Annotated in this window: 22 protein-coding genes, 1 pseudogene and 1 riboswitch; of the genes and pseudogenes, 16 read left to right on the top strand and 7 right to left on the bottom strand. The window is 69.4% G+C overall.

The window, feature by feature from the left end; all coding sequences use genetic code 11:
• Window positions 1–19: 19 nt before the first annotated feature.
• Together ACZ7OO_RS08225 and ACZ7OO_RS08220 are read right to left on the bottom strand one after the other, a co-directional pair.
• Window positions 20–2,074, bottom strand: coding sequence for a hypothetical protein (locus ACZ7OO_RS08225; RefSeq protein WP_471502729.1), 2,055 nt, complete (start codon window positions 2,072–2,074; stop codon window positions 20–22).
• Between the two features lie 105 nt (window positions 2,075–2,179).
• A complete protein-coding gene (locus ACZ7OO_RS08220) occupies window positions 2,180–2,389 on the bottom strand; it encodes a hypothetical protein (RefSeq protein ID WP_471502727.1) in 210 nt (69 codons plus the stop codon).
• Between the two features lie 133 nt (window positions 2,390–2,522).
• Between ACZ7OO_RS08220 and ACZ7OO_RS08215 the strand changes: the two genes are divergently transcribed.
• Window positions 2,523–3,497: a carbohydrate kinase family protein gene (locus tag ACZ7OO_RS08215; RefSeq protein ID WP_471502725.1), complete on the top strand. Its 975-nt coding sequence runs from the start codon at window positions 2,523–2,525 to the stop codon at window positions 3,495–3,497.
• Between the two features lie 86 nt (window positions 3,498–3,583).
• Here the strand turns inward: ACZ7OO_RS08215 and ACZ7OO_RS08210 are convergent, their stop codons facing one another.
• The gene (locus tag ACZ7OO_RS08210) at window positions 3,584–4,960 is read right to left on the bottom strand and encodes an aminotransferase class V-fold PLP-dependent enzyme (protein WP_471502723.1); all 1,377 of its coding nucleotides are present in this window, start codon (window positions 4,958–4,960) and stop codon (window positions 3,584–3,586) included.
• A gap of 304 nt (window positions 4,961–5,264) precedes the next feature.
• Between ACZ7OO_RS08210 and ctaC the strand changes: the two genes are divergently transcribed.
• The 4 genes from ctaC (at window position 5,265) to ACZ7OO_RS08190 (ending at window position 9,760) form a co-directional block, all read left to right on the top strand.
• Complete coding sequence (ctaC, locus tag ACZ7OO_RS08205) at window positions 5,265–6,227, top strand: aa3-type cytochrome oxidase subunit II (protein ID WP_471502721.1); 963 nt, start codon at window positions 5,265–5,267, stop codon at window positions 6,225–6,227.
• A complete protein-coding gene (ctaD, locus tag ACZ7OO_RS08200; protein ID WP_471502719.1) occupies window positions 6,224–7,954 on the top strand; it encodes an aa3-type cytochrome oxidase subunit I in 1,731 nt (576 codons plus the stop codon). Before ctaC ends, ctaD begins: the two co-directional genes overlap by 4 nt.
• Complete coding sequence (locus ACZ7OO_RS08195; RefSeq protein ID WP_352223397.1) at window positions 7,951–8,349, top strand: cytochrome c oxidase subunit 4; 399 nt, start codon at window positions 7,951–7,953, stop codon at window positions 8,347–8,349. Before ctaD ends, ACZ7OO_RS08195 begins: the two co-directional genes overlap by 4 nt.
• A 148-nt stretch (window positions 8,350–8,497) precedes the next feature.
• The gene (locus ACZ7OO_RS08190; RefSeq protein WP_471502716.1) at window positions 8,498–9,760 is read left to right on the top strand and encodes a L,D-transpeptidase; all 1,263 of its coding nucleotides are present in this window, start codon (window positions 8,498–8,500) and stop codon (window positions 9,758–9,760) included.
• Between the two features lie 77 nt (window positions 9,761–9,837).
• On the opposite strand, the gene ACZ7OO_RS08185 is transcribed toward ACZ7OO_RS08190, so the two are convergent.
• Entirely contained in the window at window positions 9,838–10,239 is a 402-nt protein-coding gene (locus ACZ7OO_RS08185; protein WP_471502713.1) for a response regulator, read from the bottom strand.
• Window positions 10,240–10,426: 187 nt separating this feature from the next.
• Here ACZ7OO_RS08185 and ctaE point away from each other — a divergent pair, with 187 nt between their 5' ends.
• From ctaE to ACZ7OO_RS08155, 6 genes are all read left to right on the top strand, one after another.
• A complete protein-coding gene (gene ctaE / locus ACZ7OO_RS08180) occupies window positions 10,427–11,047 on the top strand; it encodes an aa3-type cytochrome oxidase subunit III (protein ID WP_358921101.1) in 621 nt (206 codons plus the stop codon).
• Window positions 11,048–11,124: 77 nt separating this feature from the next.
• Window positions 11,125–11,937, top strand: a complete 813-nt coding sequence (qcrC, locus tag ACZ7OO_RS08175) for a cytochrome bc1 complex diheme cytochrome c subunit (protein WP_471502711.1) — start codon at window positions 11,125–11,127, stop codon at window positions 11,935–11,937.
• The gene (gene qcrA, locus ACZ7OO_RS08170) at window positions 11,934–12,992 is read left to right on the top strand and encodes a cytochrome bc1 complex Rieske iron-sulfur subunit (RefSeq protein WP_471502709.1); all 1,059 of its coding nucleotides are present in this window, start codon (window positions 11,934–11,936) and stop codon (window positions 12,990–12,992) included. Before qcrC ends, qcrA begins: the two co-directional genes overlap by 4 nt.
• The gene (gene qcrB / locus ACZ7OO_RS08165) at window positions 12,989–14,626 is read left to right on the top strand and encodes a cytochrome bc1 complex cytochrome b subunit (RefSeq protein ID WP_471502707.1); all 1,638 of its coding nucleotides are present in this window, start codon (window positions 12,989–12,991) and stop codon (window positions 14,624–14,626) included. Before qcrA ends, qcrB begins: the two co-directional genes overlap by 4 nt.
• Window positions 14,627–14,758: 132 nt before the next feature.
• Complete coding sequence (gene trpD, locus ACZ7OO_RS08160; protein WP_471502705.1) at window positions 14,759–15,823, top strand: anthranilate phosphoribosyltransferase; 1,065 nt, start codon at window positions 14,759–14,761, stop codon at window positions 15,821–15,823.
• Window positions 15,824–15,945: 122 nt separating this feature from the next.
• A riboswitch (SAM riboswitch) is annotated at window positions 15,946–16,062 on the top strand.
• Between the two features lie 126 nt (window positions 16,063–16,188).
• Complete coding sequence (locus ACZ7OO_RS08155; protein ID WP_471502703.1) at window positions 16,189–17,550, top strand: aminotransferase class V-fold PLP-dependent enzyme; 1,362 nt, start codon at window positions 16,189–16,191, stop codon at window positions 17,548–17,550.
• A 190-nt stretch (window positions 17,551–17,740) separates the two neighbouring features.
• Here the strand turns inward: ACZ7OO_RS08155 and ACZ7OO_RS08150 are convergent, their stop codons facing one another.
• Window positions 17,741–18,022 (bottom strand): Lrp/AsnC family transcriptional regulator, encoded by a 282-nt coding sequence (locus ACZ7OO_RS08150; RefSeq protein ID WP_024882613.1) that lies wholly within the window; start codon window positions 18,020–18,022, stop codon window positions 17,741–17,743.
• Window positions 18,019–18,762, bottom strand: a complete 744-nt coding sequence (locus ACZ7OO_RS08145) for a rhomboid family intramembrane serine protease (protein ID WP_471502701.1) — start codon at window positions 18,760–18,762, stop codon at window positions 18,019–18,021. The genes ACZ7OO_RS08150 and ACZ7OO_RS08145 overlap by 4 nt, the downstream gene beginning before the upstream one ends.
• A gap of 152 nt (window positions 18,763–18,914) precedes the next feature.
• Between ACZ7OO_RS08145 and ACZ7OO_RS08140 the strand changes: the two genes are divergently transcribed.
• The 5 genes from ACZ7OO_RS08140 (at window position 18,915) to ACZ7OO_RS08120 (ending at window position 24,460) form a co-directional block, all read left to right on the top strand.
• Entirely contained in the window at window positions 18,915–19,154 is a 240-nt protein-coding gene (locus ACZ7OO_RS08140) for a hypothetical protein (RefSeq protein WP_352223406.1), read from the top strand.
• Window positions 19,155–19,194: 40 nt separating this feature from the next.
• Window positions 19,195–20,538, top strand: a complete 1,344-nt coding sequence (locus tag ACZ7OO_RS08135; protein ID WP_471502699.1) for an NYN domain-containing protein — start codon at window positions 19,195–19,197, stop codon at window positions 20,536–20,538.
• A 210-nt stretch (window positions 20,539–20,748) separates the two neighbouring features.
• Window positions 20,749–21,783: a C40 family peptidase gene (locus tag ACZ7OO_RS08130; RefSeq protein ID WP_471502697.1), complete on the top strand. Its 1,035-nt coding sequence runs from the start codon at window positions 20,749–20,751 to the stop codon at window positions 21,781–21,783.
• Between the two features lie 433 nt (window positions 21,784–22,216).
• Window positions 22,217–23,233, top strand: a complete 1,017-nt coding sequence (locus ACZ7OO_RS08125; protein ID WP_471502695.1) for a C40 family peptidase — start codon at window positions 22,217–22,219, stop codon at window positions 23,231–23,233.
• A gap of 30 nt (window positions 23,234–23,263) precedes the next feature.
• Window positions 23,264–24,460, top strand: a complete 1,197-nt coding sequence (locus ACZ7OO_RS08120) for a hypothetical protein (RefSeq protein WP_471502693.1) — start codon at window positions 23,264–23,266, stop codon at window positions 24,458–24,460.
• On the opposite strand, the pseudogene ACZ7OO_RS08115 reads toward ACZ7OO_RS08120, so the two are convergent.
• A pseudogene (locus ACZ7OO_RS08115) lies at window positions 24,445–24,699 on the bottom strand (PadR family transcriptional regulator); the annotation flags it as partial. The gene ACZ7OO_RS08120 and the pseudogene ACZ7OO_RS08115 overlap by 16 nt on opposite strands.
• Window positions 24,700–24,707 lie beyond the last annotated feature (8 nt).

Genomic DNA, 24,707 nt, shown 5'->3' with positions numbered 1-24,707 from the left:
GCCGCCGCCTTCGTGTGTCTCAGCGCACCTGCGGGTCGAGGGTGACCGCCTTCTCCTTCGGGACCGCCTTGCCGTCCGTGCCGACCACCTTCCGGCCGTCCAGCGGTGCGTCCAGGTGCACCGTCTGGTGGTACTGCTTGGCGATCATGATGCAGATCTTGTCCGGCCAGGGCGTCTCGGTCACCTTGACCACCACCTGCTCCGAGCCCTCGTCCACGGAGGCCTTGTAGTCGGCGCACACCCCGCCGGTGAAGGCGACGGTCAGACCACTGTCGTCGGCCGTGTAACCGTCCACCTTCACGTCCTTCGGGGCCCTCGGGGAGGAACTCGGTGTCGGCGCCGTCGGCGCCGTCGACGAGGAGGCGGAGGCCAGGTACTCCGGGTCCACCGCCGGATGGGTGACGGTGTACGAGTCCGCCGCGCCGCGCACCTGGAACAGCCAGGACGGCACCAGCGCCTGCCGGCCGGAGACGGACTGTGCGGCAAGCCCGAACACCGCGCTGTGAACGACGGCGGAGGAAGCGGACGGCGTCGACGCGGCGCACGGCTGCTCCAGCCGGTCCTTCAGCGGTACGGAACTGGCGCAGCCGCCGATGCCCATCCGGTGGTCGGAGCGGGGCGCCGCGTTCATCAGGTCCAGCGTCTTCGCTGCGCTCAGCACCGGGTACGTGTCGCCCTTGGCCGGCGTCGCCAGCATCCCGTTGCCGCCGACGACCTCGCCCTGCCTGCTGACGGTCAGCCCGGTCGTCCAGCCGTACGTCGGCAGCCCGCCGATCACCGGATTGGCGTTCACCGCCCGCTGCGCGCCCATGACCTGGCTCGCGTCGACTTTCGCGCCGTCCTGGCCGAGGGCCTTGAGAACGGGCGCCGCCGCCTTCTCCGCGACGGAGACGCTCACCGGATCCCCGGCCGGCGCCGCCGGATCCTGCGTGCACACCGGGCCGGTCCCGCAGTTGTCGGTGCCGGGGGCGTAGCGGCTGTACGTCCAGAGGCCCGGGGCGGCCCTGTTCACCTGGAGACTCCCGCCGGAGCCGCCGTTGTCGGTGCCGACCTTCCACACCTGGCCCTCGGCGACCGGTGTTCCGTCGACCCCGAGCGCCTTCGCCAACGCGGCCACACGGTCCTTGGAGACCTCACCGGCCGGCTGGTACACCGCGGCCGAGCCGGGGCCGTCGGGGAGCCTTCCGTCCGCCTTGAAGGTCACGCCGTAGGGGTTGGGCTCGCCCGGGGCCATGCCGTTGCCTCCGGCGGAGTAACCGTCCAGGGCGAGCGGCGGAGGAGTGGAGCCGCCGGAGGCCCCGGTCCCGGTACCGCCGCCAGAGCCGCCGCCGGCGGCGAGATAGGCCCCACCGCCACCGATCAGGAGCACAGCGGCGGCCACGGAGGCGATGACGGCGCCGGGGGAGCGGCGGCGGGCGGGCCGGCCGCCGCCGGACTCGGAACCCCCGGCAACACCGGAGAGCGAGGCCACCTCGGGCCCGGAAGCCGTGTCGGCGGCGCGGACCTCAGCGGGCTGGGGGCTTTGTGTGGGTTCGGGGACGGCCTTTGCGGCGGGGGTCTCTTCAGGCTCTGGGGCCGCGTGCGGGTCGGGGGCGTCAGCCGCAGCCGGCGCGGGGGCCGCCTCCGCGGCACGTGGCGCTGCCGGGTCGGGGGTCTCTTCCGGGTCCGTGGCTGTCGCCGAGTTCGGGGTCGCTTCCGGTGCGGGAGCCCTGTCCGCGGAAGTCCCGGCCTGCTGGGGGCTTTCTGCGGGTTCTGGGGCGACCTTTGCGGCGGGGGACGCTGTCGGCTCGCGGGTCTGTTCCGGGGCTGGGGCCGCCGTATCCGGCTCGGGTCCTTCGGCCTCAGCCTCGGCGGCAGCCGACGCGGGGATCGCCTTTGCGGCAGAGGGCGCCGGCGGCTCGTGGGCCGCGTTCGGCTCGGCCGCGGTCGTCTCCCGTTCCGGGGTCTTGCGTTCGGCGCTCTCGGTGGGCCCCGCGGTGGGCCGGGGGTCGGGCTCGGCAGCGTTCGGCGACTCCGTTGTCTGCTGGGCCTCGGGGGGCGCCTCGTCGCCGTTCTCGGGTCGCTCGCTCTTCACCGCATCGCTCCTTGCCGCGTGTCGTATCCCGCCTCCCCTTCACGGGGGACGGCGATGGGACGCGGGAGGGGAGCGCGCGGTTCCCTGGAAACGCGCCGGACAGGCCTAGTCGCCGTAGTCGGACATCGCGTCCAGCAGCTTGGCCGACTTCTTCGGCACGGTCACCCCGTGGATGAGTGACGGCGGCACCGGCCGGGCATCGCTGTGATCGGGAACCGCCCAGTGCGGGGCCATCCGCGCGCAGTAACCGCGCAGCGACGCCAGGTCGCCGTCCAGGTCTGCCGGAGCGGGGGCGTGGACCTTGAGATTCGTCATGACCGAACGGTATGCACGTCCGGCGCCGCGAAGAAAGATCTACTATCGGGTAGTTTTGGCACCTTCAGGGCGCCCACCCGGACCCGGTAGCGTTAACTGTCAATCACGCCTCCCCCTCAGGAGAGTCCAAGCCGTGCGCATCGCAGTCACCGGCTCCATCGCCACCGACCACCTCATGACCTTCCCCGGCCGCTTCGCCGACCAGTTCGTCGCGGACCAGTTGCACACGGTCTCGCTGTCCTTCCTGGTCGACAACCTGGACGTGCGCCGGGGCGGTGTCGGCGCGAACATCGCGTTCGGCATGGGACAGCTCGGCACCCGGCCGATCCTGGTCGGCGCAGCGGGCTTCGACTTCGACGACTACCGGGCCTGGCTCGACCGGCACGGCGTCGACACCGACTCCGTCCGTATCTCGGAGACCCTGCACACCGCGCGTTTCGTGTGCACGACCGACTCCGACCACAACCAGATCGGCTCCTTCTACACGGGCGCGATGAGCGAGGCCCGCCTGATCGAGCTGAAGACCGTCGCCGACCGGGTGGGCGGCCTCGACCTGGTCCTGATCGGCGCGGACGACCCCGAGGGCATGCTCCGCCACACGGAGGAGTGCCGCACCCGTTCCATCCCCTTCGCCGCCGACTTCTCCCAGCAGATCGCCCGGATGAACGGCGACGAGATCCGGATACTGCTGGACGGCGCGACGTACCTCTTCTCCAACGAGTACGAGAAGGGGCTGATCGAGACCAAGACCGGCTTGAGCGACGAGGAGATCCTCGCGAAGGTCGGCCACCGGGTCACCACGCTGGGCGCCCGCGGGGTGCGGATCGAGAAGGCCGGCGAGGACGCCATCGAGGTCGGCTGCCCCGACGAGGAGCGCAAGGCCGACCCGACGGGCGTCGGCGACGCGTTCCGCGCCGGGTTCCTGTCCGGGCTCGCATGGGGCGTCTCGTTGGAGCGGGCGGCTCAGGTGGGCTGCATGCTGGCGACTCTCGTCATCGAGACGGTGGGGACGCAGGAGTACCAGCTGCGCCGGGGGCACTTCATGGAGCGGTTCACCAAGGCGTACGGGGACGAGGCCGCCGAGGAGGTCCGGGGGTACCTGGTCTGACGCCGTCGGGTGCGGGGCGTGGGGGCTGAGCGCGCCCACGCGGCGGTCGCCGCACATCGGCACAGCCCCGCGCCCCCAAGGTGCGCTCAGCTCACCCGGCGGACCAGATAGGCCGTTCCCCGCTCCGCCTTCTCCTCACCGACGTACTCCTGTCCCCGCATCTCGCACCACGCGGGGATGTCGAGTCGTGCCGCCTCGTCGTCCGACAGGACCCGGACCGTGCCGCCCACCGGCACGCTCCCGATCACCTTCGCCAGTTCGATGACCGGGATCGGGCACCGTTTGCCGAGCGAGTCGACGACCACGTCCGCCGCCTGGACCGTCGCCGCCGGCATCGGTGCACCCAGCTTCTCCCGCACCCCGGCCACCACCCCCGGCAGCACCCCCAGGAACCGTTCCACGTCCGTCTCCGCCGCGCCCGCCGGCAGCGACACCCGCACGTTCCCCTCGCTGAGTACGCCCATCGCCTTCAGCACATGGCTGGGCGTCAGCGTGCTGCTCGTACAGGAGGATCCGGACGACACGGCGAAGCCCTCGCGGTCGAGTTCGTGGAGCAGGGTCTCTCCGTCGACATAGAGACAGGAGAAGGTGACGATCCCCGGCAGCCGCCGTTCCGGGGCGCCCACCACCTCCACGTCCGGCACCAACTCCGGCACCCGCGCCCGGATCCGCGCCGTCAGCCCCCGCAGTCGTACGGCCTCCTGCTCGGCCTCCGCCCGTACGGCCCGCAGCGATGCGGCGGCCGCGACGATCGCCGGGAGGTTCTCGAAACCGGGCGAACGGCCCGACTCCCGCTCGTCCGAAGCCCCTTGGACGGCGAACCGCACCCCCTTGCGCACGACCAGCAGCCCGACCCCGCTCGGGCCGCCCCATTTGTGCGCGCTCGCCGTCAGCAGCGACCAGTCGCCCTCGACGCGCTCCCACCCCAGCGACTGCGCCGCGTCCACCAGCAACGGCACCCCGGCCGCCCGGCAGACCTCGGCCACCGCCGCCACCGGCTGCACGGTGCCCACCTCGTGGTTGGCGGACTGAAGGCAGGCGAGCGCGGTGTCCGGCCGCAGAGCCGTCGCGTACGACGACACGTCCACCTCGCCCGTGCGGTCCACCGGGACCCGGGTCACCTCGCCACCGTCCGCCTCGAACACCTCGGCCGAACGGAGCACCGAGGAGTGTTCGACGGATGACACGATCAGGTGATGTCCCGTCCGGCGGCGACCGGCCAACGCCCCGGCGATGCCCGTGTGGACGGAGCGAGTTCCGGACGGGGTGAAAACCAGTTCGTCCGCCCGGCACCCGACGGCTTCGGCAGCCGCCTCCCGGGCGGCGTCCAGCAGCATCCGGGCCCTGCGCCCTTCCTTGTACAGACGCGCGGGATCCGCCCACCCGTCCTCGAGGGCGGCCAACAGAGCCTGCCTGGCGACGGGATGGAGAGGGGCGGTGGAAGCGGCGTCGAAGTAGGGCACACAGCAACGGTAAGGCGTCCTCAAGTGCAACGAACCCGGGGGCGCGAGGAACCGCATGACAAGCCACAAGGCACCCGCACCCGCACCGCAAACCGCGACAACCCGAGCTATTGGGCGCCCTTTCCCACCCCGACGGAGTGACCCGCGGCGCGTATGCCCCCCTCCCCGCGAACCCCCGGAGGGCGTCGGCTAGGGTTTGGTCCGCATAAACATCCAAACCCCTGCCCGACGCAGGGCGGCGACCGACCAGCGAGAAGGCAGGCCGCAGCCAACCGCGCGGGCGAGACTCTCGGGAAGGCGCTACGTGAGTCCCAACGGCTCCGACCGCTCGCCGCGGCGCCCGATGCGGCGGAAGCTGCTGCAGGCAATGACCGCGGGCCTGGTCCTTGCGACCGCTACCGGTTGCACATACAAGGACTTCCCCCGCCTTGGTATGCCCACCCCGACCACGGAAGAGGCTCCGCGGATCCTCTCCCTGTGGCAGGGCTCCTGGGCCGCCGCGCTCGCCGTGGGCGTGCTGGTGTGGGGTCTGATCATCTGGAGCGCCATCTTCCACCGGCGCAGCCGCACCAAGATCGAGGTTCCGGCCCAGACCCGGTACAATATGCCGATCGAGGCGCTGTACACGGTGGTTCCGCTCATCATCGTCTCGGTGTTGTTCTACTTCACCGCGCGTGACGAGACGAAGATCCTCAGCCTCACCGACAAGAAGCCCGACGTCACGGTGAACGTGGTCGGCTTCCAGTGGAGCTGGGGCTTCAACTACATCACGCCCGTCTCCGGTGTCACCGGCGACGCGAAGACCGACGCGAACCTGGACGCCATTCCGGACCGGTTCAAGAAGGAGTTCCCGGCCGCCGCCGGCGGCGTCTACGACGTCGGCACGCCGGGCACCAGGAACCCCCAGACCGGCAACCCCGGTCCGACGCTCTGGCTCCCCAAGGGCGAGACCGTCCGCTTCGTCCTCACCTCGCGTGATGTCATCCACTCCTTCTGGGTGCTGCCGTTCCTGATGAAGATGGACGTCATCCCGGGTCGCACCAACGCGTTCCAGGTGACTCCCAACCAGGAGGGCACCTTCCGCGGCAAGTGCGCCGAGCTCTGCGGCGTCGACCACTCCCGGATGCTGTTCAACGTGAAGGTCGTCTCGCCTGAGCGCTACCAGCAGCACCTCAAGGACCTCGTCAAGAAGGGGCAGACCGGTTACATTCCCGCCGGCATCGCGCAGACGAGCCACGAGAAGAACCGGGAGACGAACGTCCTGTGAGCATCATCAACGAACCCCAGGGTGCCGCGGCTGAAGGCTCGTACGCTGACGAGCTGCCGGTCAGGCGCAAGCAGCCCGGCAATGTCGTGGTGAAGTGGCTGACGACCACCGACCACAAGACCATCGGAACGATGTATCTGATCACGTCGTTCGCGTTCTTCCTGATCGGCGGCGTGATGGCGCTGCTCATGCGCGCCGAACTCGCTCGCCCCGGTCTGCAGATCATGTCGAACGAGCAGTTCAACCAGGCGTTCACGATGCACGGCACGATCATGCTGCTGATGTTCGCGACGCCGCTGTTCGCCGGCTTCACCAACTGGATCATGCCGCTCCAGATCGGTGCGCCGGACGTCGCCTTCCCGCGGCTGAACATGTTCGCCTACTGGCTCTACCTGTTCGGTTCGACCATCGCGGTCGGCGGGTTCCTCACCCCGCAGGGTGCGGCCGACTTCGGCTGGTTCGCCTACTCCCCGCTGTCCGACGCGGTCCGCTCGCCGGGCATCGGCGCCGACATGTGGATCATGGGTCTGGCCTTCTCCGGCTTCGGCACCATCCTCGGCGCGGTCAACTTCATCACCACGATCATCTGCATGCGTGCCCCCGGCATGACCATGTTCCGCATGCCGATCTTCGTGTGGAACGTGCTGCTGACCGCAGTCCTGGTCCTGCTCGCCTTCCCCGTCCTCGCCGCCGCGCTGTTCGCGCTGGAGGCGGATCGGAAATTCGGGGCACATGTCTTCGACGCGGCGAACGGCGGAGCCCTGCTCTGGCAACACCTCTTCTGGTTCTTCGGCCATCCAGAGGTGTACATCATCGCCCTGCCGTTCTTCGGCATCATCTCCGAGGTCATCCCGGTCTTCTCCCGCAAGCCGATGTTCGGCTACATGGGTCTGATCGCGGCGACCATCGCGATCGCCGGTCTGTCCGTGACGGTGTGGGCGCACCACATGTACGTCACCGGCGGTGTGCTGCTGCCGTTCTTCTCCTTCATGACGTTCCTCATCGCCGTACCGACAGGCGTGAAGTTCTTCAACTGGATCGGAACGATGTGGAAGGGGTCACTGAGTTTCGAGACCCCGATGCTCTGGGCCACCGGCTTCCTGATCACCTTCACCTTCGGTGGTCTGACCGGTGTCATCCTGGCCTCGCCCCCGATGGACTTCCACGTCTCCGACTCGTACTTCGTGGTGGCCCACTTCCACTACGTGGTCTTCGGGACGGTCGTCTTCGCGATGTTCTCCGGCTTCCACTTCTGGTGGCCGAAGATGACGGGCAAGATGCTCGACGAGCGCCTCGGCAAGATCACCTTCTGGACGCTGTTCGTCGGCTTCCACGGCACCTTCCTGGTCCAGCACTGGCTGGGCGCCGAGGGCATGCCGCGTCGTTACGCCGACTACCTGGCGGCCGACGGCTTCACCACGCTGAACACGATCTCGTCGATCAGCTCCTTCCTGCTCGGCCTGTCGATCCTGCCGTTCCTCTACAACGTGTGGAAGACGGCCAAGTACGGCAAGCCGGTCGGCGTCGACGACCCGTGGGGCTACGGCCGTTCGCTGGAGTGGGCGACCTCCTGCCCGCCGCCGCGGCACAACTTCCTCACCCTGCCGCGGATCCGCAGTGAATCCCCGGCGTTCGACCTGCACCACCCTGAGATCGCCGCCCTGGAGCAGCTGGAGCACGGCCAGGCCGTCGCCGCTGTCGCGGGCAGCAAGGAGGCCGGCAAGTGAAGATCCAGGGCCGCATGTTCGTGTGGCTGAGCGTCTTCGTCCTCGCCATGGCGATCGTCTATGGCGTGTGGTCGAAGGAGGCGGCCGGTACCACGGCGCTCTTCATGGCCTTCGGCCTGTGCATCATGATCGGCTTCTACCTGGGCTTCACGGCCTCGCGGGTGGACGCCGGTGCCCAGGACAACAAGGAGGCCGATGTCGCGGACGAGGCGGGCGAGCTGGGCTTCTTCAGCCCGCACAGCTGGCAGCCGCTCGCCCTCGGCGTCGGTGGCGCGCTGGCCTTCCTCGGTGTCGCCGTCGGCTGGTGGCTGCTGTACTTCTCGGTGCCCATCATCATGATCGGCCTCTTCGGCTGGGTGTTCGAGTACTACCACGGTGAGAACCGCACCCAGTAAGCACACGCGAGCGCACCGGGAGCCCGGACCCTCCGTCAGGAGGGTCCGGGCCCCCGCTTTTACGGCCGTCCCACCTTCGGTGCAGTGCCGGTCCCCCATCTGGAGTACCTGGCGTGCCGGTATGGAAAACACCTCATAGCGTGACCGTATGAGTCACTCTCCGTGCGCCCGCACCGTCGTCAGCTGCACCCTGCTGGTGACCGCCCTCGGCGCGGGCGTCACCGCCTGCGGATCGGACGGCAACCCGCTGTCGGACAAGCCGTACGACGCGGCGGACCAGGTCTCCTTCAACACCCCTACCGACGCGGGGAAGCGGGCCGACCCCGACAAGCCGCTGGAGGTCGTCGCCAAGAGCGACGAGGACCGGATCACGGACGTCACCGCCCAGGACGCCACCGGTCGTCATGTGGCGGGCGAACTCGACGCCGACGGCCGTCGCTGGCACAGCACCTCCCCGCTGGCCGCCAACGCCCACTACACGGTCCAGGTCAGTACCGAGGACGGGGACGGCGCGCCCGGCCGCAAGGTCCTCACCTTCGACACCAGCATGCCCACCACCCAGCAGCGGCTGAAGGTCACCTTCGGCCCCCAGGCGGGTGAGTACGGCGTGGGCCAGCCCGTCACCGCCCAGCTCGACCACGAGGTCAAGGACAAGGCCCAGCGCGCCATCGTGGAGCGCGCCCTCAGGGTCGACTCCGTCCCCGCCGTCGAGGGGTCCTGGTACTGGGTGAGCGGCAAGGAACTCCACTACCGGCCCAAGGACTACTGGCCCGCCCACGCCACCGTCCAGGTGCACAGCAACCTGGAGGGCGTAAAGATCAGTGACCGTCTGTGGGGCGGCGCGGCCAAGCCCCTGAAGCTCACCACCGGCGACAAGCTCCTCGCCGTCACGGACGCCGCCGCCCACCAGCTGACGGTGTACCGGAACGACAAGGAGATCAACCAGATCCCCGTCACCACGGGCAAGTCCGGCTACGAGACCCGCAACGGTGTCAAGGTCGTACTGGAGAAGCAGTACTTCGTACGCATGCGCGGCGCCACGGTCGGCATCGCCGAGGGCACCTCGGACTCGTACGACCTCCCGGTCTACTACGCCACCCGGGTGACCTGGTCGGGCGAGTACGTCCACGCCGCCCCCTGGTCGGTGGGCTCCCAGGGGTACGAGAACGTCAGCCACGGCTGCACCGGCATGAACACCTCGAACGCCGAGTGGTTCTTCGACACCTTCCACCCGGGCGACCTGGTGAAGGTCGTCAACTCCAACGGCGAGGAGATGGAGCACTTCGGCAACGGCTTCGGCGACTGGAACATCGCCTGGAAGGACTGGCGCAACGGCAGCGCCCTGATCAACGGCACCCCGGACGGCCCGAAGCCACAGGACGCGGTGAGAGTGCAGCCGGCCGCACTGTGAGAAACCAGGGGCGCGGGGAACTGCGCGACCAGCCACACACGGCCTTCAGTCGCGCGCTCACCCGGCGCCCCACCCTCTCAGGCGCTCTGCAGCCTCCTCTGCCGCAACAAAGACGCCAGTGCCGAGGCGAACTCCACCGGATCCACCGGAAGCGTCACAGCCGCGTCCGCGCGGCTCCACGTGGCGAGCCAGGCATCCTGCGGCCGCCCGATCAGCAACAGGACCGGAGGGCAGTTGAACACCTCGTCCTTGATCTGCCGGCACAGCCCCATGCCCCCCAGCGGCACGGCCTCGCCGTCCAGCACGCAGACGTCGATCCCGCCCTTGTCGAGTTCGGTGACGACCGCCTGGGGCGTCGCGCACTCCACGAACTCGACGAACGGCACATCGGGAGCCGGGCGCCGGCCGGCGGCCAGCCGTACCTGCTCGCGGGTGTTGGAGTCGTCGCTGTAGACCAGCACCGTGGCGGTCGGCTGCATTGTTCCTCCGATACGCGGGGACGGAAGTCGTCGTACGGACAGGACCGATGCGCCGGATGCTACTCCCCCGGACACCTCGTCAACACCTGTTGGAACACCGCTTCGATGAGCCATCCGGGCAGTACACACGGTGCGGACACCCCGAACGGCACCCCCCGGAGTGAGCGCGAGATAAGCGACCGACATAATGTCGGTCGTGGCGACAGCAACGACAGTAGAAACCGGGCACGCGCACCCGTCGGTCAATCGGCCGAACCTCACCAGCGTCGGAACCATCATCTGGCTGAGTTCCGAGCTGATGTTCTTCGCGGCCCTCTTCGCGATGTACTTCACCCTGCGATCGGTGACCGGTCCGGATCACTGGAAGGAGATGGCGAGCCATCTCAACATTCCGTTCTCCGCGACCAACACCACGATCCTGGTGCTCTCCTCCCTCACCTGCCAGCTCGGCGTGTTCGCCGCCGAGCGCGGGGACGTGAAGAAGCTCCGGGGCTGGTTCATCGTCACCTTCGTGATGGGCGCGATCTTCATCGGCGGTCAGATCTACGAGTACACCAGCCTGGTGAAGGACGACGGGATCTCCCTCTCCTCCGACCCGTACGGCTCGGTGTTCTACCTGACCACCGGCTTCCACGGGATGCACGTGACGGGCGGCCTCATCGCCTTCCTGTTCGTCCTCGGCCGCACCTACGCGGCGAAGCGGTTCACGCACGAGCAGGCGACCGCGGCCATCGTCGTGTCCTACTACTGGCACTTCGTCGATGTCGTCTGGATCGGCCTCTTCGCCACGATCTACCTGATCAAGTAGCCGGGCCGGCTCCACGCGCTGCAGAAGCGCACAACCCAGAAGCATCGACGCAGAAGATCCTGACACCGGGGTAATCCGTGAAAAAGCTCTCCGCACGACGACGCCATCCGCTGGCGGCGGTCGTCGTCCTACTCTTTGCGCTGGCGGCCACTGGGGGGCTGTATGCCGCGCTCGCGCCCGCGGGCCAGGCGCAGGCCGACGTAGCCTCCCAGTCCCTGACCATTGAGGAGGGCAAGAAGCTCTACTCGGTCGGCTGTGCCAGCTGCCACGGCACCGGCGGTCAGGGCTCGTCCGACGGTCCCAGCCTGGTCGGCGTGGGCGCCGCCGCGGTCGACTTCCAGGTCGGCACCGGCCGTATGCCGGCCGCCACCTCGGACGGTCCGCAGGTCCTCAAGAAGAAGAACATCTACAGCCAGGCCCAGATCGACCAGCTCGCGGCGTACATCGCCTCGCTGGGCGCCGGTCCCGAGGTGCCCACCAAGGAGCAGTACGGCCCGGGCGGTGCCGACATCGCCGCGGGCGGTGAGCTCTTCCGCACCAACTGCGCGCAGTGCCACAACTTCGTGGGTGCGGGTGGCGCGCTGACCAAGGGCAAGTTCGCGCCGAGCCTGGAAGGCGTCGACCCGAAGCACATCTACGAGGCCATGCAGACGGGCCCGCAGAACATGCCGTCCTTCCCCGACACCACGCTGTCCGAGAAGAACAAGAAGGACATCATCGCGTACCTCGACGCGGTCAACAGCCCCAAGACGGAGAACCCCGGCGGTCTGAACCTGGGCGGCATCGGGCCGGTCAGCGAGGGTCTGTTCGCGTGGATCTTCGGTCTCGGTGCCATGATCGCGGTCGCCGTCTGGGTCGCCGCTCGGACCGCAAAGGCCAAGAAGTCATGAGTAGCCAAGAGATTCCAGAAGAGAACCTGCCCGCTGAGCAGGACCACGCGCACGGCGCGGTGAGCGTCGCGGACGAGAAGGACCCGTTCGCGGACCCCGGACTGCCGCCTCACGAGCACCGGATCCAGGACATCGACGAGCGGGCCGCCAAGCGGTCCGAGCGCGTCGTGGCCCTGCTGTTCACGATCTCGATGCTGGCCACCGTCGGCTTCATCGCCTCGTACGTGACGATCCCGCACGACAAGTCGATCTTCGTCTTCCCGCTCGGTCGCATCAGCGCGCTGAACTTCGCGCTGGGCCTGACCCTCGGTGTGGCGCTGTTCTGCATCGGCGCGGGCGCGGTCCACTGGGCCCGCACCCTGATGTCCGACGTGGAGGTCGCCGACGAGCGGCACCCGATCGAGGCCCCTCCCGAGGTCCGTGCCAAGGTCCACGCGGACTTCAAGCAGGGCGCCAAGGAGTCGGCGCTCGGCCGGCGCAAGCTGATCCGCAACACGATGTTCGGCGCGCTGACCCTGGTCCCGCTCTCCGGCGTCGTGCTGCTGCGCGACCTCGGCCCGCTGCCCGGCACCTCGCTGCGCCACACGCTGTGGTCGAAGGGCAAGCTGCTCGTCAACATGAACACCAACCAGCCGCTGCGTCCCTCCGACATCGCCGTCGGCTCGCTGACCTTCGCCAAGCCCGAGGGCCTGGAGGAGACCGACGAGGAGTTCCAGAACCAGATGGCCAAGGCGGCCCTGATGATCGTCCGGCTGCAGCCGGACAACATCAAGGACAAGCGCGAGCTCGAGTGGTCGCACGAGGGCATCGTGGCCTACTCGAAGATCTGCACCCACGTCGGTTGCCCGATCTCCCTGTACGAGCAGCAGACCCACCATGTGCTCTGCCCGTGCCACCAGTCCACCTTCGACCTCTCCGACGGTGCCCGAGTGATCTTCGGCCCGGCCGGTCACGCCCTGCCGCAGCTGCGCATCGGTGTGAGCGAGGAGGGCTACCTCCAGGCGCTCGGCGACTTCGAGGAGCCCGTCGGTCCTGCTTTCTGGGAGCGCGGATGAGCACTACAGAGAACACAGAGTCCCGCGCGCGCGGGAAGGCACCGGCCGGCGAGCGTGTCGCCGACTGGGCCGACGGACGGCTCGGGATCTACTCCCTGGCCAAGTCCAACATGCGCAAGATCTTCCCCGACCACTGGTCGTTCATGTTGGGCGAAGTCTGCCTGTACAGCTTCATCATCATCATCCTGACGGGTGTCTATCTGACGCTGTTCTTCCACCCGTCGATGAACGAGGTGCAGTACCACGGCAGTTATGTCCCGCTCCAGGGACAGCTGATGTCCGAGGCGTTCAGCTCGACCCTGCACATCTCCTTCGACGTGCGCGGTGGTCTGCTCGTCCGGCAGATCCACCACTGGGCCGCGCTGATCTTCCTCGCCGGCATGTTCGTGCACATGATGCGCGTGTTCTTCACCGGCGCGTTCCGCAAGCCGCGTGAGATCAACTGGCTGTTCGGCTTCCTGCTGTTCGTCCTGGGCATGTTCACCGGCTTCACCGGTTACTCGCTCCCGGACGACCTGCTCTCCGGCACCGGTGTCCGCTTCACCGAGGGCGCGATCCTGTCGATGCCGATCGTCGGCACGTACATCTCGATGTTCCTCTTCGGCGGCGAGTTCCCCGGCCACGACTTCGTGTCCCGGTTCTACTCGATCCACATCCTGCTGCTGCCGGGCATCATGCTCGGCCTGGTGGTCGGCCACCTGATCCTGGTCTTCTACCACAAGCACACGCAGTTCGCGGGTCCCGGAAAGTCCGAGAAGAACGTCGTCGGCATGCCGCTGCTGCCGGTCTACATGGCCAAGGCCGGAGGCTTCTTCTTCCTGGTCTTCGGTGTCGTCGCGGTCATCGCGGCGACCACCCAGATCAACCCGATCTGGGCCATGGGCCCCTACCGTCCGGACCAGGTGTCCACCGGCGCCCAGCCCGACTGGTACATGGGCTTCGCCGAAGGCCTGATCCGCTACATGCCGGGCTGGGAGATCAACTTCTGGGGCCACACCCTGGTCCTGGGCGTCTTCATCCCGCTGGTCCTGTTCGGTCTGGTCCTGACCGCGATCGCGGTCTACCCGTTCATCGAGTCATGGGTCACCGGTGACAAGAGCGAGCACCACATCCTGGACCGCCCGCGCAACGCCCCGACCCGCACCGGGATCGGTGTCGCCTGGGTGACCGTGTACATGATCGGCCTGGTCGGTGGTGGCAACGACCTCATCGCCACCCACTTCCATCTGTCGATCAACGACGTGACCTGGTTCGTCCGGATCTTCTTCTTCGCCGGACCGGTGATCGCGTTCATCGTCACCAAGCGCATCTGCCTCGGCCTGCAGCGCCGGGACCGCGAGAAGGTGCTGCACGGTCGCGAGACCGGCATCATCAAGCGGCTGCCGCACGGTGAGTTCATCGAGGTGCACGAGCCGCTCAGCCAGGAGCAGCTGCACACCCTCACGGCCCACCACCAGTACGAGCCGGCCCAGGTCGGCGCGGCGGTGGACGAGAACGGTGTCGAGCGCAAGATCAAGGGGACCGAGAAGGTCCGCGCCAAGCTGAGCAGCGCCTACTACGGCGACGACAACCAGATCCCGAAGCCCACCGTCGAGGAGTACAAGGAGATCACGAGCGGCCACGGCCACCACTGATCGACCGCGTCGCCACGCCACGGCCGAAGGGCCCCCGTCCGGTGTACGGACGGGGGCCCTTCGCCGTGCCTGCGGCTGGATAGGGTAGCCATGACATTGCTTTTTGCCGGTACGACGATCAGGAGCGGCCCTATGAGCGCTGTGACCCCCGCTGGAGGCGACACCGCGGCGGGCCGTTCCTGGCCCGGGGTACTGAACGCGCTGCTGTACGGCCAGGACCAGAGCGCCGACGCGACGGCCTGGGCGATGGACCAGATCATGCGCGGCCAGGCCACCGACGCCCAGATCGCCGGGTTCGTCGTGGCGCTGCGGGCGAAGGGCGAGACGGTCGACGAGATCAACGGCCTCGTCCGCACGATGTACCAGCACGCCAACGTCATCGAGGTGCCCGGCCGCACGGTCGACATCGTCGGCACCGGCGGCGACGGCGCCAGGACGGTGAACATCTCCACGATGTCCGCGCTGGTGGTGGCCGGCACCGGGGCGAAGGTCGTCAAGCACGGCAACCGGGCCGCGTCCTCCGCGTCCGGTGCCTCGGACGTGCTGGAGAAGCTCGGCGTCAACCTCGACCTGACCCCGCAGCGGGTCGCCGAGGTCGCCGAGGAGGCCGGCATCACCTTCTGCTTCGCCGTCAAGTTCCACCCGGCACTGCGCCATGCGGGCGCGGCCCGCGGCCAGCTGGGCATCCGCACGGTGTTCAACATCCTCGGCCCGCTGACCAACCCCGCGCGGGTGCGGGCGCAGGCGGTCGGTGTCGCGGACCCCCGTATGGCACCGGTCGTCGCGGGCGTCTTCGCCGAACGCGGCAACTCCTCCCTGGTCTTCCGCGGCGACGACGGCCTCGACGAACTGACCACCACCTCCACGTCCCACGTCTGGATCGTCCGGGACGGCAAGGTCACCGAGGAGAGCTTCGACCCGAGGGACGTCGGCATCGAGCTGGTCCCGGTGGAGGCGCTGCGCGGCGGTGACCCGTCGTACAACGCGGAGGTCGCCCGCCGGCTCCTGGGCGGCGAGACGGGCCCCGTCCGTGACGCGGTCCTGCTGAACTCGGCGGCGGCGCTGGTGGCCCTGGACCCGGGCACCACCACGCTGGCCGAGCAGATCCGCGCCGGCATGGACAAGGCGGCGGAGTCGATCGACTCGGGCGCGGCCAAGCGGGTGCTGGAGCGCTGGGCGGCGGCGACGAACAAGTAAGTGGGCGCCGGGCGGCCAGTAGAGGCCGAACGGAAGGAAAAAGCGGCGCCGACGCGCGCCTTCGTCCCGTCATCCGGACAGAAGTTGCGCGTCGGCGATCACTTCATCTAGGTTTTTTGCCAGGTCATGAGTGACAGTCATGAGGCCCCGGCCGACTGTCCGGCAACCCTCCGTCCGTGGCGGGGTGCCCCGGGTGAAGACCAGGCCGTAGGCAGCGAGGTCTACGGCAAGCGCGGATCCCTCGGACCCCAGGGATCCTGGTCGTCGAGGGAGTCTCCCGTGAGCAAGCGAATGCGCTAGGGCGTCGAGCCCCGCCTCCGCACACCCACCTTCTCTTTCTTCCTTCCTCTCACGGGAGTTCCGCCATGTCCGTCTCCACCGCCGTCTCCACCCAGTCCATTTGTGCCCCGCTGCCCGTTCTGGGCCGGGATGTCACCGTCCCCCTCGTCACCGGCGGCGAGGTCACCTACGCCGCCCTCGACTACGCGGCCAGCGCCCCCGCCCTCCAGCGGGTCTGGGACGACGTGGCCGCCTACGCGCCCTACTACGGCAGCGTCCACCGAGGCGCCGGCTACCTCTCCCAGCTCTCCACGGACCTCTTCGAGAACGCCCGCAGGACGGTCGCCGAGTTCCTCGACTGCCGCCCTGACGACCAGCTGATCTTCACCCGCTCGACCACGGACTCCCTGAACCTGCTGGCCCGCTCCCTCCCCGCCGACTGCCAGGTCTTCGTCTTCGAGACCGAGCACCACGCGAGCCTGCTGCCCTGGCAGGACACCCGGGTCACCTACCTCGATGCCCCGCGCACCCCGCGCCAGGCCGTCGAGACCCTGGAGACGGCCCTCGCCGACCGTGACCCCCACGGGCCGGCCCTGGTCTGTGTCACCGGCGCCTCGAACGTCACCGGCGAACTGTGGCCGGTACGGGAGCTGGCCGCGGCGGCCCACGCGCACGGCGCCCGGATCGTCCTGGACGCGGCCCAGCTGGCCCCGCACCACCCGGTGAGCGTCCGCGACCTGGACGTCGACTGGATCGCCTTCTCGGGCCACAAGCTGTACGCCCCCTTCGGCTCCGGCGTCCTCGCCGGCCGCGCCGACTGGCTCCGGGCGGCCGAGCCGTACCTCGCGGGCGGCGGCGCCAGCCGCAAGGTCACCCGGCGCGAGGACGGGGGAGTGGCCGTGGAGTGGCACGAGAGCGCCGCCCGCCATGAGGCCGGGTCGCCCAACGTGATCGGTGCCTACTCGATCGCCGCCGCCTGCAAGGCGCTGACCGAGGCCGGCTTCGACACGCTGGTGGCCCGCGAGCGGCACCTGATCGAGAAGGTGCGGACGGGTCTGGCCGAGGTGCCCGAGGTCCGTGTCCTCTCCCTCTTCGGCGACGACGCCCCGCGCGTCGGTGTGATCTCCTTCGTCGTGGAGGGCTGGAACAGCTCCCACTTCGCCGCGGCCCTCTCCGCCGAGTACGGCATCGGCGTCCGCGACGGCCTCTTCTGCGCCCACCCCCTGGTCAGGACCCTGCTGGGCTCCGACGCCCAGACCCAGGGCGAGTGCGGGGCGCCGGAGGCGGCACCGGGCGAGAAGTCCCTGAACGCTATCCGGGTGAGCTTCGGCGCGGGCACGCCGGACGAGCACGTGGAGCGGTTCGTCAGCGCCGTGAAGGAACTGGTCGCCGACGGTGCCAAGTGGACGTACCGCACGGAGGAAGGCCGCTGCGTCCCGGCGGTGTGATTCGGACCGACCTCAGGGGCAACGTCCCAGGGGGCGCGGGGCTGTGTCAGTTTGCGCCTACCGCCGCGTGGGCGCGATCGGCCCCCACCGGCCCGCAGCCGGGCACGAAGCGTCGTGGTCCACTGCGGGTCCGTCCCGGCCGAGCGCGCAGTTCCCCGCGCCCCTTACGGGGCACCTCAGCCGACGTTTCTCAGCTGTCCAGGCCGATCGCGAACGCGGCCTCGAGGTCGTGCTGCGAATAGGTACGGAACGCTACGTGCGTGTCCGTCCCCTCCACGCCCTGGATCTTGCTGATCCGCCCCGGGATCACCTCGGCCAGGTCCTCGTGCTCCCGCACCCGGACCATGGCGATCAAGTCATACGTACCGGTGACGGAGAAGACCTCGCTGACGCTGTCCAGCGCGGCGATCTGTTCCGCGATCTCGGGGATCCGGTCCACGCTGGTCTTGATGAGGACGATCGCGGTGATCACGGCTGGTTCTCTCCCTCGGGTGCCGGAGCTGGGGCGGGTTTCACTTTAGTCCCACGGCCGTACCGCACCCACGCGTAGCCGAGGCCGAGCCCGAAGCCGACCAGGTGGGCGAGGTAGGCCACGCCGGGGCCGGAGGGGGCCTGCTTCAGGGCCAGCCACTGCAGGGCCGCCCAGAAGGGGAGCACCACCCAGGCCGGGAACCGGAGCGGAAGGAAGAAGAGGAAAGGCAGAAGACTGGTCACGCGGGCGCTGGGGAACAGGTACAGGAACGCCCCGAGGACCGCCGAGATCGCCCCGGACGCCCCCACCAGCGACTGCTGGGACGTGGCGTTGGCGGCCGCGTAGCCGAGCAGTGCGAGATAGCCGCAGCCGACGTAGAAGAGAGTGAACTCCAGGCGGCCCATCCGCTCCTCGGTCATCGCCCCGAAGACGAAGAGGAACAGCATGTTGCCGAGCAGGTGCACCCAGCTGCCGTGGATGAACAGCGCCGTGGCCGGGGTGAGCGCCTCCCGGGCCGGACCGTCGAACAGGTCGGCGGGGACGACCCCCCAGCGCCGGAAGTACGCGCGCTGCGCGGCCGCCAGGGCGTCCCCGGTGCCGTAGGAAGGGGTGAAGCCGGACGCCGGGCCGAGCACGAAGATCAGGCAGCAGACGGCGATCAGGGTGTACGTCATGGGCGCCGACGTGCCCCTCAGGCTCCGCAGGGTCCGGGCGGCCGTCGTGTTCCGGTTGCCGATCATGGACATAGAGCATGGCGTAACGGGATGCACTGGTGCAGATCGCCTCGCCGCCGCCGAGGGGGCGGCGTCGAGTACTCGCCAGGCCGTAGGGTAACGAGCCACACGCGTCGGGACGGCGCGTCACGGACACTAGAAGGAAGCGAACAGTCACTATGACGGTTCCCCTGCCGACCACCACGACGCGGTGGCGCTGCACCCTCTGCGGCAACCTCACGCGCTTCGACGTGACCCGCTCGTCGAAGGTCGTGGAGTACGTGCATCTCGACCTGGCCGGTGAGCCCAAGGTCGAGGAGCGCGAGGTGGTCAGTGAGACCATCGAGTCGGTGCGCTGCCGCTGGTGCAACGCGGTGGACCAGGTGGAACTCGTGGACAGGCCGGGCGCCGACTCCTGAGACCGGGAGGCGGCCCCGCACAGGTGATGGGGTGTGACGGATGGTGGAGACCACAGGCGGGGGGCCGGTCGACGGCACCGCTGAGGTGCTTGACCGTCCGCTGCCCGACGGCGTGCGACGGCGTGTCGTACAGATCGTGTCGGACGGCTTCGGCGGGCTGACCGTCGCCGAACTGCCCGCCCAGCTGAGACAGTACGCTCGTTTCGCCCCGAATCGGCGGGCCAAGTTCGCCGGCAACGCCATGGCGACCGCGCTGGAGACGGACACCCTCTTCCGGCAGCGGATCGGGGAGAAACTCAGAGAGGCCCAGCCGCAACTCGCCGGCGCGCTCGACTCCGGCGCTCCGCCCCCGGCCGCGGACCCGCTCGATGTGGCGGCCGCGGCCTATGTACTGCGCCCCGCGGGCTGGGTGAAGCTGGTGACGGCGGCCGGTGAGGAGGCCCAGCGGGCCGATGCCGAGCGCGCCGACGAGGAGAGCCGGGCCGAGCTGGAGCGGCTGCGCGAGGAGCTGGACCGGGCCCGGGAGCTGACCCGGTCCGAGACGGAGCGGCTGCGCGTCGAGCTGGACGCGGCGAAGAAGGAAGCGGAGTCGCTGCACCGCAAGCTGCGCGCCGCCCTCAGTGACGTCAAGCGCGGCGAGGCCGCGCTGCGCAAGCTGCAGGGCGAGATGGAGGCGGTGCGCACCGAGGGGCAGGTCCAGGTGTCCGCCGCCGAGAGCGAGGGCCGGCGGCTCAAGGCCCGGCTCGGCGAGGTCGAGGCCGCCCTGGAGGCCAGCCGCCGCGCCGCCCGCGAGGGACGCAGTGTCGAGGACATGCGGGTACGGCTGCTGCTCGACACCGTCCTGGACGCGACCCAGGGACTGCGCCGTGAACTGGCTTTGCCGCCGGTGTCGGTGCGGCCCGCCGAGACCGTGGATGCGGTCGAACCGGGACGAATGACCCCGAAGGACATCGCGGCCCGAGCACTTTCCGAGAACGATCCGGCCATTCTCAATCAGCTACTCGCCCTGCCTCAGGCGCACTTGGTCGTCGACGGCTACAACGTGACCAAGACCGGCTATCCGCAGATGCCGCTGGAGAAGCAGCGGCTGCGGCTGCTCGGCCAGCTCTCCCAGCTCGCCGCGCAGACCGGCGCCGAGGTCACCTGTGTCTTCGACGGCGCCGAACTGGCCGCGCCGGTGCTGCTGGCCCCGCCGCGCGGGGTCAGGGTCCTCTTCTCCAAGCCCGGTGTCACCGCGGACGAGCTGATCCGCCAGCTGGTGCGTGCCGAGCCGCCGGGCCGTCCGGTGATCGTCGCCTCGACCGACCGTGAGGTCGCCGACGGGGTCGCGAAGGCGGGTGCCCGTCCGGTGGCTTCTGCGATGCTTCTGAAGCGACTGTCCTGAAGGTTCAACGGACATATGTAATGCCCGAATTGACCGAACCGTCACGCAACGTAGCGTCAATCGAGCATCACGGCACGTGAGTTATGTGCAAAGAGTGCGTTGCGTGACCAGTTTTTTCGCTGTTGGGTTTGAACTGATCACAGGGAGGTCACTAGGGTCAGGCCTCGAACCTCCATACGGGTGATCACTCAAACGAAGGAGCCCGTCTCCGTGGCGTCCCATCGTCGACCCAAGCAGCCGAGTCGCGCGCGCGTGACCGTGCTGACCACCGCAGCCGCCGCTGCTGTCGTCCTCAGCGCCAACGCCGCCAACGCGGCGCCCAGCGAGAAGCTGAGCAAGGACGAGGTCAAGGCAAAGGTCGACAAGCTCTACCAGGAGGCCGAGCAGGCCACCGAGAAGCTGGACGGCGCCAAGGAGAAGCAGCAGAAGCTGCAGAAGGAAATCTCCACGATCCAGGACAATGTGGCCCGTGGTCAGGAGGACCTCAACAAGCTGCGCGACAGCCTCGGTTCGCTGGCCACCGCGCAGTACCGCTCCGGCGGCATAGACCCCTCCGTCCAGCTCTTCCTCTCGTCCAACCCGGACGACTACCTCGACAAGGCGTCCACGCTCGACCAGTTGAGCAGCCAGCAGGTCGAGGCCCTGAAGAAGATTCAGGACAAACAGCGCGAACTGGCCCAGGAGCGGGCAGAGGCCGCGGACAAGCTCAAGAACCTCTCCGCCACCCGCACCGAGCTGGCCAAGCAGAAGAGCGCCGTCCAGTCCAAGCTCGCCGACGCGCAGAAGCTCCTCAACACCCTGACGGCCAAGGAGAAGGCCGCCCTGGACGCGGAGCAGGCCCAGGCCGCCAGCCGCGCCTCCTCCCGCGTGAACCTCGGCAACACCGGCTCCGCCTCCGGCCGGGCCGCCGCCGCCTTCTCCGCCGCCCAGTCCGTGATCGGCTCGCCGTACGTATACGGCGCCTCCGGACCGTCCTCCTTCGACTGCTCGGGCCTGACCTCCTGGGCCTACGCCCAGGCCGGCGTCACCATCCCGCGCACCTCCGAGGCGCAGGCCAACGCCGGCACCCGCATCTACAGCGAGAGCGACCTCAAGGTCGGCGACCTGGTCATCTTCTACGGCGACTACCACCACGTCGGCCTCTACGCGGGCAACGGCCAGGTGCTGCACGCCCCGCACACCGGTGCTGTGGTGCGCTACGAGTCGATCGGCAACATGACGTTCGAGTTCGGCGTCCGGATCTGACCCCACCGGGTTACGACGACACCCGTACGGCCCAAGATCAACACAAGGTGACGCCCGAACGGGCGAATCACGACAACCGAAGATGACTCCACGCCCCGCCGGTGACCTGCGTCAGCGGCGGGGCGTCGTGTTGTGGGCCCGCAGAGGTCTTTGGCCGTGGACCGGTCGTATGGCTAGCATCGCCGCGTTCGGCGACAGAGTTGTCGGACCTACCGCCGGACGGGCGGGAAGTCACGCCTGCGGAGGCCGCGTAGGACCAGCCCACACGGGTTGGCGGCGGCCTTGAAACAGGAACCCGTGGTGGCGCCGCGCTGTGCGGTGCGGACCGGAATCCCCTGCCCTCGGGCGGGGGAGGGCGTCAAAGTCCGGCGCGTTTTCCCGTGTACCCGGGGAGACCGTCGGCGTCCGACAAACGGAAGGAGCGCGGTTTCCTGTGGGGTCTCATCGCCGTCTCGCATCGTCCGGGTTCAACCGGGGCGCCGGTGCCGCCCTCTGTGTGCTGTCGGCCGCGGCAGCCGGGCTCGGCGCCGTACCCGCGAGCGCGGCCCCGCAGGGGAACACCCGCGCCGAGGTGGACCGGCTGTACCGGCAGGCCGAGGAGGCGACCGAGGCCTACAACAAGGCCGACGAGCGGGCCGGTGCGCTGCGCCGCGCGGTCAACGACTCCCAGGACCGCATCGCCCGCCAGCAGCAGCGCATCAACGTCATGCGGGAGGCGCTCGGATCGCTCGCAGGCGCCCAGTACCGCTCCGGCGGTATCGACCCCACCGTCGCCCTGCTGTTCTCCGACGACCCCGAGGACTACCTCGACCGGGCGTCCCTCCTCGACCGCATCGACGTCCGCCAGGCCGGGCAGCTCAAGGATCTCCAGGCGGCGATGCGTGAACTCGCCCAGGAGCGCGCCGAGGCCGCCGGCGACCTCGCCGAGCTGGAGCGCAGCCGCAAGGCGGTCGCCTCCCACAAGGCCACCGTGGAAGAGAAGCTCGCCAGGGCCCGGCGACTGCTCAACGCGATGCCTGCCGCCGACCGCGCCGCCTTCGAGCACGCCTCCCGGGGCGACGACCGCGCCGACCTGCCCGACATCTCCGGCGTCGCCGCCCCCGACGGCCGCGCCGCCGCCGCGGTGGCCGCCGCCCGCGCCGCCCTCGGCAAGCCGTACGTGTGGGGCGCCAGCGGCCCCACCGGCTTCGACTGCTCGGGCCTGATGCAGTGGTCGTACGCGCACGCCGGGATCCATCTGCCGCGCACCTCGCAGGAGCAGCGCTACGCCGGCCACCAGGTCCCACTCTCCCAGGCGCGCCCCGGTGACCTGGTCGTCTACCGCTCCGACGCCAGCCATGTGGGGATGTACGTCGGCAACGGACAGGTCATCCACGCCCCCTACCCGGGCGCCCCGGTCCGCTACGACCCGGTCGGGATGATGCCCATCTCCTCCGTCACCCGGCCCTGACTTTCGGGCCCCGACCCGTACGATCTGAAAGTGGCTGGTGGCAGACGGGCGTGGCGCTCGGGAGCGGTGGGGCTGTGTCTGCTGCTCCTGCCGCTGACGGGCTGCGGCGGCGGACAGGCGCCGACCGGCTCGGCGATGGCCGAGGTGCAGCAGGTCCTGGACCGGCGGGCGGCCGCCGTCCTCGGCCATGACGAGGGCGCCTACGCCGAGACCGGCACCCGGAACTCGTACACGAACCTGCGGGCCGTACCCCTCGCGGACTGGAGCTACCGGCTGACCGCCCTGCACCCCGACGGCGCCGAGGCCACCGCCGACGCCCAGCTCCGCTACCGCATCCAGGGCTACGACAGGGCCCCGGTCACCACCGACCGCACCCTGACCCTCAGCCGCACCGCCGACGGCCACTGGTACGTCGCCGCCGACCAACCCGCGAAGAAGGCCGGGCAGCAGCTCTGGGACCAGGGCACGGTGACGGCCGTCAAGGGCGCACACAGCCTGGTTCTCGGGGTCGGCCGGCCCAAAGACACCCTGCGGGACTACGCCGGCCTCGCCGACACCGCCGTCCCGGAGGTCTCGAAGGCCTGGGGCACGGACTGGACCCGGCGGGTGGTCCTGCTCGTACCCAGGTCGCTGAACGGCATGGCGGCCCTGCTGGGTGCCCCGGCCTCCAACTACCGGGGCATCGCCGCCGTCACCACCGGCGAGGTGGGCGGCGCCGGTCAGGCGCCGGCGGACCGGGTCATCCTCAACCCGGAGGCGTACGCCGAGCTCGGCCCGGTCGGCAAAAAGGTGGTCCTCACCCACGAGACGACCCATGTCGCCACCCGCACCCACACCTCGGCCGCCACCCCGCTCTGGCTCTCCGAGGGGTACGCCGACTGGATCGGCTATCTCGACACCGGCCGTACGCCCACCGAGGCCGCACCGGAACTGGCCCGCGCCGTCCAGGCCGGCGACATTCCCGAGGACCTCCCGGTGGACAAGGACTTCGGCTTCACCGACGATCCCACCAAGCTGGCCGAGGCCTACGAGGGCGGCTGGCTGGCCTGCCGGATGATCGCCGCCCACTGGGGCGAGGAGAGGCTCGGCGCCTTCTACCGGGCCGTCGGCGCCCACCAGGGCCGTACGGGCGCGGTCGAGGACGCGCTGCGGAAGGAACTCGGCACGACCCTGCCGGACTTCACCGCGCGCTGGCGGGACTATCTGACGGCTCAGCTCGGCGACTGAGCCGGCCGCTCGATCGCCTCCTTCAGCCAGGCCCGCTCGGCCTTCCCCGTCGCCCGCGCCACCCGCAGCATGCCTTCCTGGAAGAGATCCCCGCTCTCCTCGGCCCGCACTGGCTCGCCGTCCCGGTGGAAGAAGCTCGACGGGGTCTCCAGGAAGTCCAGCCTGCGGCGCAGTACGGCCGCCTGTGCCGTCGGGTCGCCGAGATGACGCAGAAAGGCCAGAACGGTGTTGAAACGGACCTGGCTGT

Source organism: Streptomyces sp. NPDC111744 (assembly GCF_055634995.1).
The sequence above is the reverse complement of the archived record's forward strand: the minus strand, read 5'-3'. Positions and strand labels throughout refer to the sequence as shown.

Bases quoted from the DNA above. Each gene is read 5' to 3' on its own strand.
- ACZ7OO_RS08220 (WP_471502727.1), bottom strand. From the start codon at position 2,389: ATGACGAATCTCAAGGTCCACGCCCCCGCTCCGGCAGACCTGGACGGC.
- ACZ7OO_RS08190 (WP_471502716.1), top strand. From the start codon at position 8,498: ATGAGTCACTCTCCGTGCGCCCGCACCGTCGTCAGCTGCACCCTGCTG.
- ACZ7OO_RS08185 (WP_471502713.1), bottom strand. From the start codon at position 10,239: ATGCAGCCGACCGCCACGGTGCTGGTCTACAGCGACGACTCCAACACC.
- ctaE (WP_358921101.1), top strand. From the start codon at position 10,427: ATGTCGGTCGTGGCGACAGCAACGACAGTAGAAACCGGGCACGCGCAC.
- qcrA (WP_471502709.1), top strand. From the start codon at position 11,934: ATGAGTAGCCAAGAGATTCCAGAAGAGAACCTGCCCGCTGAGCAGGAC.
- qcrB (WP_471502707.1), top strand. From the start codon at position 12,989: ATGAGCACTACAGAGAACACAGAGTCCCGCGCGCGCGGGAAGGCACCG.
- trpD (WP_471502705.1), top strand. From the start codon at position 14,759: ATGAGCGCTGTGACCCCCGCTGGAGGCGACACCGCGGCGGGCCGTTCC.
- ACZ7OO_RS08155 (WP_471502703.1), top strand. From the start codon at position 16,189: ATGTCCGTCTCCACCGCCGTCTCCACCCAGTCCATTTGTGCCCCGCTG.
- ACZ7OO_RS08145 (WP_471502701.1), bottom strand. From the start codon at position 18,762: ATGATCGGCAACCGGAACACGACGGCCGCCCGGACCCTGCGGAGCCTG.
- ACZ7OO_RS08140 (WP_352223406.1), top strand. From the start codon at position 18,915: ATGACGGTTCCCCTGCCGACCACCACGACGCGGTGGCGCTGCACCCTC.
- ACZ7OO_RS08135 (WP_471502699.1), top strand. From the start codon at position 19,195: ATGGTGGAGACCACAGGCGGGGGGCCGGTCGACGGCACCGCTGAGGTG.